This window comes from Lysinibacillus sp. HST-98 (genome assembly GCF_016757845.1).
Lineage (GTDB): Bacteria > Bacillota > Bacilli > Bacillales_A > Planococcaceae > Lysinibacillus > Lysinibacillus capsici.
The window spans coordinates 456,277-468,788 of the sequence record NZ_JAENHX010000002.1; the positions used below are offsets into that span (position 1 = coordinate 456,277).

The following is a 12,512-nucleotide window of genomic DNA, read 5'->3' on the forward strand; positions in this document are numbered from 1 at the left end:
CACTGTACTTCACTTCCCTGTCTAGATACTTGAATTAACGATAATATTGCTCATAATATTGATGGAGTGGCATTTTATAGTTATTTAATACTACGCCTAAAATATTTGCTTTTGAGGCTTCAAGGTATGACTTTGCTTTTAATACATTTTCATTTTCTGCAACTCCACTGTTCACAATTAATAATGTACCATCACATTTATTGGACAAAATTTGAGCATCTGTTACAGATAGCAATGGTGGCGCATCAAAAATAATGATGTCAAACCCTTTCTTTAGTTCCTCCATTACACTCCCCATTAAGGTAGAAGCTAGTAACTCTGCTGGATTGGGGGGGATAGGCCCACTTGTCAAGACATATAGATTAGCAATATCTGTATTATTGACGACTTCAGAAATTGTAAAATGCCTTGTTAGTAAATTTGATAGTCCTCTAGCATTTTGCAATAGAAACGTATAATGCATTGTTGGTTTTCGCAAATCTGCATCTACGATGACGACTCGTTTTCCTTCTTGTGCGAAAACAACTCCTATATTGGCTGCATTGGTTGACTTTCCTTCACCTGGTGTTGCAGATGTCACTAATATTGTTTTAATCTCTCTATCGGGCATTGAAAAAGTAATATTTGTTCGGATTGTTCGAAATTGTTCTGAAATAAAAGAATGACCATTGGCAATCGTCACAAGTTTTCGTGCCATTTTCACTAACTTCTTCTTTTTCTTTTTTTTCCAAAACATTATGATCCTCTCCTCGTTTTACGAGATTTTACCCTAGTGCTTTTATGGTGAGCATCACTAATTTGACTAATCAAGCCAATAATTGGTAACCCTACTAGCTCTTCGATATCTTGCTCCGTCTTGATTGTAGTATCTAAGCTCTCTAGTATGATTATGAGAGCAGCACTTATAACAAAACCAATAAACGAGGCTGCTACTATATAAAGGGTTTTATTTGGCGCAATCGGTACAGGTTCCTTATCTAATTGTGCAACTGACAAAATATTAACATTATCAACCGTCATTAAAACTTGGATCTCCTCTTGAAACACATCTGCTATTGTATTGGCAATATCGACAGCCAACTCTGCTTGCTTGTCTACAACATTAATATTGACAACTTGTGAGTTATTGGCACTGGATACAGTAATTTGATCCATTAAAACTTCAGGTGTGACATCCAAATCTAGCTTATTTATAACTTTAGATAAAATAGCAGAACTTGTTATGATAATGTTATACGTATTAATAAGTCGGAGATCTGTTTCAACCTGTTGTACACCTAAATGTGGTTGCTCTATATTTTTTTGATTAACTAAAATTTGCGTTTCTGCCTCATAGGTAGGTTTTAACACAAAGATGCTAATAAAGGCCGTAACCAACGCTGCAAAAAGTGTAAAACTTATGATAAAAAGAAAGTTTTCTCGGACTATTTTCAACATATCTTGTAATGTGATTGTTTCTTTCAAAGCTCTTCACTCCTTGTCAAAACATAAACCAGTTGTAAAAATGGAGTATAACTAGGCTGATTAATTTTTAAAAGGGTATTCATGCTGAGGCTAGTTCACTATGCTTTATTCCATACTATATTGTTGGAATCATCCATTTATTCTTACTCGGTAGATCACATCGAATTTTCTTCACATACAAAAAGGCATCCCCTGATTTTTTTCAAGGGATGCCTATTATTTTATTATTTATTTCGCGTATTCCACAGCACGTGTTTCGCGAATAACTGTTACTTTAATATGACCTGGGTAATCGAGTTCTTCCTCAATACGTTTGCGAATATCACGAGCAAGACGATGAGATGCTAAATCATCAATTTTCTCAGGTTGTACAATAATACGAATTTCACGTCCAGCTTGAATCGCATAAGATTTTTCTACGCCATCATAGCTTTCTGAAATTTCCTCTAACTTTTCAAGTCTGCGGATATAGTTTTCAAGTGTTTCACTACGTGCACCTGGACGAGCTGCTGATAATGCATCAGCTGCAGCGACTAATACCGCAATAACAGATGTTGCTTCAGTATCACCATGATGCGAAGCAATACTATTAATGACAACTGGGTGTTCCTTATACTTTGTTGCTAATTCCACACCAATTTCAACGTGGCTTCCTTCAACTTCATGATCGATTGCTTTTCCAATATCATGTAATAAGCCTGCACGACGAGCCAATGCCACATCTTCACCAAGTTCAGCAGCAAGTAATCCTGCTAAATGAGCGACTTCAATTGAATGTTTTAGAACATTTTGTCCATAGCTTGTACGATATTTCATGCGGCCTAAAATTTTCATTAAATCTGGATGTAAGTTATGAATACCAATTTCAAATGTAGTTTGCTCACCTGTTTCGCGGATTTGTTCATCCACTTCACGTCGAGCTTTTTCCACCATTTCCTCAATACGAGCTGGGTGAATACGACCATCCTGTACAAGTTTTTCAAGTGCAAGTCGAGCTGTTTCACGGCGAATTGGATCAAAGCCTGATAATATAACCGCTTCTGGCGTATCATCAATAATTAAATCAATTCCTGTTAACGTTTCCAATGTACGGATATTACGGCCTTCACGACCAATAATACGTCCCTTCATTTCATCATTTGGCAAGTTCACAACAGATACAGTTGTTTCTGCTACGTGATCTGCAGCAAAGCGTTGTAGTGCTAATGATAAAATTTCACGTGCTTTTTTATCTGAGTCTTCTTTCGCACGTGTTTCAGCTTCTTTCGTCATCACAGCAATATCAGTTGATAACTCTTTTTCTACTTCATTAAGGATAATTGATTTAGCTTCATCCCTAGTTAAAGCAGAAATACGTTCTAGCTCTGTTTTTTGTGATGCCATGAGCTCGTCCACTTTGCTCTCCATCTGTTCAATATGCTGTTGTCTTTCAGCTAGAGCTTGTTCTTTGCGCTCTAAGCCAGCTTCTCTCTTATTTAGAGCATCATCTTTGCGATCAAGATTCTCTTCTCTTTGCAATAAACGGTTCTCTTGTTTTTGAAGTTCTAAACGACGTTCACGAATGTCATTTTCAGCTTCAGTACGAAATTTGTGAGTTTCATCTTTGGCTTCAAGTAGTGCTTCTTTCTTCATTGCCTCCGCTTCTCGTTTTCCTTCTTCAACGATTGTTTCAGCGACATGTTTAGCACCAGTGATTTTTGAGTCATTCACTTTTTTCATGTAGATATAGCTAACAGCGGCACCAACGATGAGTCCAAGCAAAGCGGAGATGATAGTAATTCCATCCATATGAACACCTCCTCTTGCTATTTGGGTATTACAGTTTCAGTCGGCGCATACATCTATGTCGCCTTAGCTAAAATGCACCAGATTTTGGGAGAATTTATGCAAAACCCGTTTCATTGGCCAAAGGCATTATCTTCATCCAGTAGGCGTTTAGACATCCATTTTAAAGGATATTTCACTATAAAACATTTGCTAAATGAGGATAAAATGTACTGCCTATTTAAAGTCATAATTCAGAAATTATACATATTTAATTGTATAGCTAGCCTCAAGCTCTGTCAAGGATAGTCAGGCGTCTGTTCGCCATCTAAGCCAAAAAAAGTAAGTCCTATCCATTCAGTGAATTTTTTCCCTATTACTATTTCACTAGAAACTTTTTCATGTTCAATACAATTAATAAAAAAACAGTACATAAGAAATAAACACATAGCCTCTCTCTTATTATGTGTAAAAATTTAAGAATATAGACAAAAAAATGCATTGCCCCCTCAATAAAGTGGGAACAATGCAATCATTAATTATTCTTCTTCCAGAAGTAACATTAATTCTTCATCCATCTCTTCTTCATCATCATGGGCAGCAATTGTATAAGAAGAAGCCGCAATACCATAAGAAGCTCGGATTTTATTTGCTATGTCTTCTAGGACAGCAGTATTTTCTTTTAAATACTGTTTAGCATTTTCTCGTCCTTGACCTAAGCGCTCATCGCCATATGCATACCAAGAACCGCTTTTTTGCACAATGTCTAATTCCACGCCTAAATCGACTGTCTCGCCTTCTTTAGAAATCCCTTCTCCATACATAATATCTACTTCAGCTGTACGGAATGGTGGTGCTACTTTATTTTTTACAATTTTAATTTTAGTACGGTTACCAACAATATCATTACCTTGCTTAATAGCTTCTGCGCGACGCACTTCTAAACGGACAGAGCTGTAGAATTTAAGCGCACGTCCACCTGGTGTTGTTTCTGGATTACCAAACATGACACCAATTTTTTCACGAATTTGGTTAATGAAAATAGCAATCGTTTTTGATTTATTAATCGCACCTGAAAGTTTACGTAAAGCTTGAGACATTAGACGAGCTTGTAAGCCGACATGAGAGTCACCCATATCCCCTTCAATTTCAGCTTTTGGCACTAAGGCAGCAACCGAGTCAATAACAATAATATCAATAGCTCCACTACGCACTAATGCTTCTGCAATTTCAAGTGCTTGCTCACCTGTGTCGGGCTGTGATAATAATAGCTCATCAATATTCACACCTAATTTTTGAGCATAGATTGGATCTAATGCATGCTCCGCATCGATAAATGCTGCTTGTCCACCTGATGCCTGTACTTCAGCAATGGCATGTAGAGCAACTGTTGTTTTACCAGACGATTCGGGACCGTATACTTCAATAATACGTCCACGTGGATATCCACCCACTCCTAATGCAGCATCAAGTGCTAGTGACCCACTTGAAGATGTTGCAATTTCTAAATCGGTTTTTTCACCAAGTTTCATGATGGAACCTTTACCAAAATTCTTCTCAATTTGTTTTAGAGCCTGTTCTAAGGCTGCTTTACGATCACTCATTCATTTTCCTCCTTCGAAAACTGTTCACTGTTTTTATCTATCTCTACTATACTTGTTTTTGAGAAAACGCGCAAGAAAAAAGCGAACATTTATTCGTTTTTTCTTCAAAATAAAAATTTGGATAGTTTTCCTCTACCCAAATTCCTATGTTTTACTCTATTTTAATAACGTTTTGTGTAGCCACGTTCTTCTAAAAGCTGCATTAAATAATGGCATGTAAATTTCACCGCACGAAGTCGATTCGTATTACGCATGCCTGATAAATGAAGTAAATATGTAAGCGGCTCCTCATCATTTATGGCAATACCAATCCAAACCGTACCTACTGGCTGATGATCATGCGCAGTGGGACCTGCTTCTCCTGTAAGGCCAATCCCAATATTTGTAGCAAATTTCTCACGAACAGCACTTGCCATTGCCGCTGCACATTCAGCACTCACAACACCATGTGTATCAATTAATTCTTGTGAAATGCCTAGCTGTTTTACTTTCGCATCTGCTGCATAGGTAACAACGCCTCCTATAAGCGCATTGCCTACCCCAGGAATTTCCGCAAGCTCAGATTGAAATAAACCAGCAGTTAAACTTTCTGCAGCCGCAATTGTTAGCTCATTATCCAGTAGCATTTCTACCGTTTTTGAGGCAAGGGAATCATCATCTATACCATATTGATAATCACCAACAAGGGCTTGGATTTCTGCAACCTTTGCCTTAATAAGCTGCCTAGCTTGCTGCTCTGTTGCTGCTTTAGCTGTTACGCGTAATGTTACCTCACCATCAGAAGCAAGTGGAGCAACTGTTGGATTGGTTTGTGCATCTAAAATATTTTGAACTTGTACTTCAAGCTCGGCCTCACCAATTCCATAAAATCGCATAACATGTGATGCAATGATCCCTCCATCATTAAGCATCGCAGCAAGTTTAGGTTTAGCCTCAAATTGAAACATTGGTTCTAACTCTTTTGGAGGTCCTGGTAATAACATATAAGTGCGATCATTTTTTGTGAAGATCATACCTGGAGCCATTCCATGGTGATTAGCTAATACTTCACTCCCAGCTAAAATTAATGCCTGTTTACGGTTATTTTCCGTCATTGGACGTCCTCGTTTAGCAAAAAATTGCTCAATATACGTCAATGCTACTTCATCAAACTCAAGAGAAACACCAAGATGACGTGCAATCGTTTCCTTCGTTAAATCATCTTTTGTTGGACCAAGTCCTCCCGAAAAAATAATGAGATCTGCACGAGACTCTGCCACTTCGATAGCTTGTTCTAATCGCTTTGCATTATCGCCTACTACGGTATGATAAAAAACGTTGATGCCAAGCTCGGATAGCTGGCTTGAGATAAATCTCGCATTTGTATTTGTAATTTGACCTAATAATAGTTCTGAGCCAACCGCAAGAATTTCAGCATTCATGAACCCCAAGACCTTTCTTATTTAGACTCAAGTAATACACGTCGATTTAGATAGAAATAATCCCACCCTGACCAAAGTGTAAAGAACAATGCAACATAGAGCATGATTGTATCAAATGGAATACCAACCAATGTAAAGATTGTATTGTGTAAAAGAGCAGCAGCAATCGCTACAATTTGTGCCCAAGTTTTAATTTTACCAAGCTGATTGGCAGCTACGACTTCTCCTCCACCTGCCAAAATCAAACGTAAACCCGTTACAGCAAATTCACGACTAATAATAATGATAATTACCCAAGCAGGTGCCATCTTAAGCTCGACCATTAAAATAAAGGCTGCTGAGACAAGTAACTTGTCAGCTAAGGGATCTAAAAATTTCCCAAATGTCGTTACAAGATTATACTTACGTGCGTAATAACCATCCACCCAATCGGTTGTTGAAGCAAAGATAAAAATAAGTGCACCTATAAAATGATGAATTGGCATCTCTGCACCAAAAAGTGATAATGTTCCCCAGCCAAAATCAAACATCATAACAATGACAAAGAATGGAATAAGCAAGATTCGAGAGATGGTAATTTTATTTGGAATGTTCATTTTTCTAACACCTTTCATGATGAAAGAAAGTAGTCATCATGTGATGACTACTGTTCTTTATTGAAATTGATGACGATATTTTGCGTTACAATTTGTTGTGCATACGTTAAAAGTTCGTCATTAATATAGATTTTAGCTTGCGTTGAATTACCGAGACGAATACGAACATAGTTTTGTGTTGAAGCGTCAAATTCAACTACTTCCCCAGCATTGTAGACGCGTGTATCTGTTAATATTTCTTGTTGCTGTTGATTGCGAATACCAACAAATGTTGGGCCTGATACTTCGATTTTCAGTTTCATTGTATCCGTACCTGTTAACGTATAAGATGTTGTCGCACCATCTGCTTCAACAGTACCTGCGGAAATTGTTTGCTTCATCTCTTCTGTTTGATCCGTGTCATCTTCATCAGTTGGTGTTTCTTCTGTAGAATTTTTATCTTCTTTATCATTTTTTTGTGCATCTTTATTTTCTTGTTCCTTTTTATCCTTCTCACTATCAATTGGGTTGACATTTGTGTCATATTCAATTTCAGGAGTAGAATTGTTTTCCTCGCTTGTCCCTGGACTGTTTTTTGATTGCCATAGCACCCATATAACCACAATAATCACTACAATAAATAAAGCAACAATGATTTTGGGCATAGCCTCCATCATTTTATTCGAAGGGCCTTTCGTTACTTTTCTTCTGCTAGGGCTATTCGTTATTGATTGACTTACTTGATCGTTTGGAGTGCTCGGTAGTTCATTTTTATATGTCTCTAAAATTTCTTCCGCGTCCAAACCAACAGCTTCTGCATATTGTTTAATAAAAGCTCGTACATAAAACGAACCAGGCATAATGGAATAATTGCCCTCTTCAATTCCTACTAAATAGCGTTTTTGGATTTTCGTTATTTCTTGTAAATCGTCTAAACTGTAGCCTTTAGACAGTCTCGCCTCTTTCAGTCGAGTCCCTAATTCTGCCACTAATAACACCTACTTTAACATCAAATTAAAAATTAAATCCTCCAAAAGAATCGGATTCGGACATATGATTTTTCTCCATTATTTCATAAGTAATTTCTTCATCAGTGTGATGACGTAGTTCAATAATATAGTCAAAATCCTCTATTTTATATTCGGAATGCTGAACAAACATATCTGGATGCTCTACAACTTTGATACAAGGCATATTCATCATTTCACGCACTAATTGCAAATGTTTCTCATCGGATGAACGTCGAGTCACAATACCATCTAGAATAAAAATATTGTTCCGACTAAATTCATCTCCCACAAGCTTATTACGAACCGTTTGCTTAATCATTGTAGATGATAAAAAGATCCATTTTTTATTGGCACAGACACTGGCGGCTACTATGGATTCAGTTTTTCCAACACGTGGCATGCCACGAATACCAATCAGCTTATGACCCTCTTTCTTAAAGAGCTCTGCCATAAAGTCGACTAAAATACCTAGTTCATCTCTTACGAAATGGAATGTGTTTTTTTCATCTGCATCTCGAGGAATATAACGACCATGCCTAATGGCTAAACGGTCACGAAGTTTTGGTTGTCGAAATTTGGTTACGTTAATATGTTCCATTGTCGAAACAATTGTACGAAAACGCTCAATTGCCTCATCATTGTCTGTATGCACTAACATACCACGTCGATCCTCATCTACACCATTTATTGATATAATATTGACACGAAGCATCCCTAAAAGTGAAGCAATATCTCCTAATAATCCAGGGCGATTCACCTGAATTTCATATTCAAAGTACCAATCGCTCAACACACTCGTTCCCTTCCTATTAGTTAACGTAAAAAATCCTTTATAAGTTCCATCATAGCTGATTTTTTATGTAATGGAAAGTTAGAATACATGGAATTACAGCGTTATTTACTAATTTTTTTTGATGACTGTTAAATAGGCTTACATACGTTCCCGTTTTCACAGATAAAAAGTTTATAGTATAGCAAAAAGAGGAGATTGGCTCTCCTCTTTTATTTACTGCACATGCTTATTTTGTACGAGCTTAATGACACAATTCGCTAATGCATGTTTTTCATCTTCAGAGGCAACGCCCCATAAATCCGACAGCACTCGCTCTTGTTCGTTTTTAGGATCGACATTAGTCGCCAAATATTCCCCAATTTGGACAGCAGCCGTTTGAATCATTTTCTTCGGCATACCGCTTGATTCAGCTTGCATGACGTTTTGTCCTAAAAACGATGTCCATTTTTGCCAGTTTTCTAAAATGGTCATATTCTTCCTCCTCCTTTACACAAGTAGTATGTGCAAAAGAGATTATTATATGTACCAACCGCCATTTAATCGTACGATTTGTCCTGTCACATAATCAGCTTTACCAGACAAATAAAAACGTACCATTTCAGCCACATCCTTTGTTTGTCCAATGGAGCCTAGTGGGATATCGTCCAAAATGTATTGAAGCTCTTCTTGATTTAGATGGCTGTTCATTGAGGTATTTATAAAGCCAGGAGCAATAGCATTTACTCTAATCCGAGATAATGCCGCTTCTTTTGCATAGGATTTGACAAAAGCATGTTGCGCACCCTTAACAGTTGCATAAAGTGCCTCTCCAGCTGAGCCAGCCTCTCCCCAAATGGAACCTATAAATAGTACATAACTTACTTCATGCTTGCGAAGTTTTCCAGAAAGTAAAGCTGTCAATCTCATAGGATTTTGAACATGAACCCGCCATAAAGCATCCATATCCTCCACTGTCGTATCTTCAAGCAATGAATAATGGGCTTGTCCATTGGCAAAAACAATAGCCTGCACATTAAAAATTTGTGCGGCTACCATTTCTGCTCCATTAACGATTGAAAAATCGCCCTGTACAAGCATAAATTCTTGTGCAGGGAAATTTTCGGAAAGCCTTTCACATAACCTCTGTGCCGCATTTTGATTGTTTGAATAATGGACATAGATGGACCAGCCGTCCTCAGCTAAGAGTTGACAAATGGCATGACCGATATCACCTGATGCACCTAAAACAAGGGCAAATTTTTTCACTGTGCATCCTGCTTACTTGGCAGAATTTTAAAGACTGTTTGCTGTGTTTCACCTTGGATAGAAGCAAATGCTTTTTGTAAATCCTCCACGGTTAATGTCTCAAGTACTGGTACTACATCAAATAAATTCATGTCATTAAAGGAATATCGTGTGAATTGGTTTGCGATAAACTCGATTGAATTTAGTGCACGTAGGAAGAACCCAATTTTTTTGCGTTTTATACGATCCAAACCAGCACGATCAAATTGACTATTTCCTTCATATTTTGCTAGTTCATCCATAATTGTTTTTGCCAATTTATCAGGCTCTGCTGAATCTGATCCGATCATGGCAAACCCAAAGCCATTTTCTAAAGTAAAATCAAAAGCATATGTCTCATCAATTAAACCTTCCTCGTAAACACGTTCATAAAAATCAGAGGTACGTCCAAAAATAAGTTCAAGTGCAATTTGAACCGACAACTCATGCTTTAACATGTCCTGACCTGATAAATTAGTGTCTTTCGCTTTTAAACCTACATAAATTTTTGGTTTTTGAACATCCATATTTAATGTACGTTCTTTAATGGCTACCTCTGTTGGTTCTATATCAAAGAAACGTTGAATTGGCGTTGGTTCTGGGAATTCTTTTTTACCCTGATTCTCACGAATAAACGTCATCATTTCTTCTGGTTCAACAGCACCAATCACAAATAACAACATATTCGAAGGGTGATAAAACGTATTGTAGCACGTATATAAATGCTCCGCTGTAATGCCATCAATCGATTCTATTGTACCAGCGATATCAATTTTTACAGGATGATGATGATACATATTTTCGATTGTGCCAAAGTATAGACGCCAGTCTGGTTGATCATCATACATTGTAATTTCTTGCCCAATAATTCCTTTTTCTTTATTGACAGTAGCTTCTGTAAAGTATGGTTCTTGGACAAAATTCAATAAAGTTTCTGTACTTTTATAAATATTGTCAGTAGATGAAAATAAATAAGCTGTACGCGTAAACGATGTAAATGCATTCGCAGAAGCACCATATTCGCTAAATTTTTGGAAAACATCTCCATCCTCTTTTTCGAACATTTTATGCTCTAAAAAGTGTGCAATACCATCTGGTACAGTAATACTTTCTGTTTCACCAATTGGCACGAACGTACGATCGACAGAGCCGTACTTTGTTGTAAATGTAACAAATGTTTTGGAAAAGCCTTTTTTCGGCAATATATAAACATCTAAGCCATTGTCTAGTTTTTCATAATAAAGTATTTCATCTAATTGTTTAAATTCTATTGTTTTCATTGTGCGGCTTGCTCCTTTCCACATAAGAAATAGACCGCTTCAAGCTGCACTTGCTTTGCCATTGCAACAACATCTTCTTTTGTCACAGCTTTCCACTTATTTGCCCAGGCTTGAACTGAGAATTCCTCAGGTAAATCCTTATATTGATCAAAAATTTCAATTTGACCTCGTGCCGAATCTAAGGATTCTTTTAGCTGATTCGTCAGCATAGCCTTTGTTTGCTCCAGCTCTAAATCTGTAATGTCTCCAGCCTGCATGACAGCAAGTTGTTCTTTAATTAAAGATAGCGCTTTTTCTTCATTTTTAGCTTCAATCCCAGATACAACAAATAAAAGTCCGTAATGCGAAGCGTAGGAACTAGAAGCATAATAAGCAAGACTCTCTTTTTCGCGAACATTCATAAACAACTTGGCATGTGGATATCCACCAAAAATGCCATTAAAAATTTGCATCTTAGAGAAATCTGCATCACCAAATCTAACAGGTGTACTAAAGCCAATATGAAGTTTACCTTGTTTCATTTCATGCTGTTCTCTTACATAATCATTGTCTGGATGTTGTTGTGGGAGTACTGCTGGCACTTCCTCAGGAGTACGATCCTTAAATGGTAGCGCTTTTTTTAATTTCTCAACCATTTCCTCTTCATTAATGTCTCCAGCTACATAAATATCGATTTTGTCATTAGCTAGCATCGATTGATAAGCCTCAAATAATGAGGCAGGGGTAATCTTTTGAATTTCTTCGACACTACCATTCGCTGAAATTGATGCTGGCTCATTTGGTCTTAGGATTTGTTGTAGACGGAATTGAGCAAAGCGAGATTTATCATCAAAAATAGATTCAATACGTTGAATAACTGTCTTTTTCTCACGCTCAACAACGGATTCCTTAAAGACACCATTTTCTAGATTAGGCTCAAAAATAGCTGTATGCAATAAACCAAGGACTTCGTTTAAGACACTCGTATTCGCTAGATAATGATCATTAACAGTCTCTACATTCATAAGAACTGTATGCTCATTTCCACGCTTCGATGTATCAAAATACAAAACTGTACCATACAAGTCATCTAAAAAGCTTCGAAAAGCAGCAGTTGTCTTATATTTAGCATTACTGTGCTGCAGTACATTTGTTAACACTGTACGCTCTGATGCACTTTTAGCCGTTAATGCTCTTCTCCATTTAATTGAAAAATTTACGGTTTTAAATTGGGTCGTTTGTCGGATATGCAAATTGACACCTTTTGCAAAAGGTATTGTTTTAAACATATGAAACCCTCCTATCCTTCTTAATATAACGATGTACTACACATACTATACATGTCTATTGTCTATAATT

General features: G+C 37.1%; 12 protein-coding genes. All 12 read right to left on the reverse strand.

Going from position 1 to position 12,512, the window contains the following annotated elements; translation table 11 throughout:
• Window positions 1–34: 34 nt before the first annotated feature.
• The 12 genes from JIN86_RS07910 to yfmF all read right to left on the reverse strand — a co-directional run bounded on the left by JIN86_RS07910 (window position 35) and on the right by yfmF (window position 12,442).
• On the reverse strand, window positions 35–736 hold the full coding sequence (locus tag JIN86_RS07910; protein ID WP_237497167.1) for a CpsD/CapB family tyrosine-protein kinase: 702 nt from the start codon (window positions 734–736) through the stop codon (window positions 35–37).
• Window positions 736–1,464, reverse strand: a complete 729-nt coding sequence (locus JIN86_RS07915; RefSeq protein WP_004224928.1) for a YveK family protein — start codon at window positions 1,462–1,464, stop codon at window positions 736–738. Before JIN86_RS07915 ends, JIN86_RS07910 begins: the two co-directional genes overlap by 1 nt.
• Window positions 1,465–1,692: 228 nt before the next feature.
• Window positions 1,693–3,252, reverse strand: coding sequence for a ribonuclease Y (gene rny / locus JIN86_RS07920; protein ID WP_004224930.1), 1,560 nt, complete (start codon window positions 3,250–3,252; stop codon window positions 1,693–1,695).
• Between the two features lie 515 nt (window positions 3,253–3,767).
• Complete coding sequence (recA, locus tag JIN86_RS07925; RefSeq protein WP_004224934.1) at window positions 3,768–4,832, reverse strand: recombinase RecA; 1,065 nt, start codon at window positions 4,830–4,832, stop codon at window positions 3,768–3,770.
• A gap of 161 nt (window positions 4,833–4,993) precedes the next feature.
• The gene (locus JIN86_RS07930; RefSeq protein ID WP_004224935.1) at window positions 4,994–6,253 is read right to left on the reverse strand and encodes a competence/damage-inducible protein A; all 1,260 of its coding nucleotides are present in this window, start codon (window positions 6,251–6,253) and stop codon (window positions 4,994–4,996) included.
• Window positions 6,254–6,270: 17 nt separating this feature from the next.
• Window positions 6,271–6,849 (reverse strand): CDP-diacylglycerol--glycerol-3-phosphate 3-phosphatidyltransferase, encoded by a 579-nt coding sequence (pgsA, locus tag JIN86_RS07935; protein WP_004224936.1) that lies wholly within the window; start codon window positions 6,847–6,849, stop codon window positions 6,271–6,273.
• A 47-nt stretch (window positions 6,850–6,896) separates the two neighbouring features.
• Window positions 6,897–7,826, reverse strand: coding sequence for a helix-turn-helix domain-containing protein (locus JIN86_RS07940; RefSeq protein ID WP_202341647.1), 930 nt, complete (start codon window positions 7,824–7,826; stop codon window positions 6,897–6,899).
• 16 nt (window positions 7,827–7,842) lie between these two features.
• The gene (locus JIN86_RS07945; protein WP_026023397.1) at window positions 7,843–8,628 is read right to left on the reverse strand and encodes a DUF3388 domain-containing protein; all 786 of its coding nucleotides are present in this window, start codon (window positions 8,626–8,628) and stop codon (window positions 7,843–7,845) included.
• Between the two features lie 216 nt (window positions 8,629–8,844).
• The gene (locus tag JIN86_RS07950; protein ID WP_004224939.1) at window positions 8,845–9,102 is read right to left on the reverse strand and encodes a DUF3243 domain-containing protein; all 258 of its coding nucleotides are present in this window, start codon (window positions 9,100–9,102) and stop codon (window positions 8,845–8,847) included.
• Window positions 9,103–9,147: 45 nt separating this feature from the next.
• The gene (ymfI, locus tag JIN86_RS07955) at window positions 9,148–9,876 is read right to left on the reverse strand and encodes an elongation factor P 5-aminopentanone reductase (protein ID WP_004224940.1); all 729 of its coding nucleotides are present in this window, start codon (window positions 9,874–9,876) and stop codon (window positions 9,148–9,150) included.
• Window positions 9,873–11,174: an EF-P 5-aminopentanol modification-associated protein YfmH gene (gene yfmH / locus JIN86_RS07960; RefSeq protein ID WP_004224941.1), complete on the reverse strand. Its 1,302-nt coding sequence runs from the start codon at window positions 11,172–11,174 to the stop codon at window positions 9,873–9,875. Before yfmH ends, ymfI begins: the two co-directional genes overlap by 4 nt.
• A complete protein-coding gene (gene yfmF / locus JIN86_RS07965) occupies window positions 11,171–12,442 on the reverse strand; it encodes an EF-P 5-aminopentanol modification-associated protein YfmF (protein WP_202341648.1) in 1,272 nt (423 codons plus the stop codon). Before yfmF ends, yfmH begins: the two co-directional genes overlap by 4 nt.
• Between the last annotated feature and the right edge of the window lie 70 nt (window positions 12,443–12,512).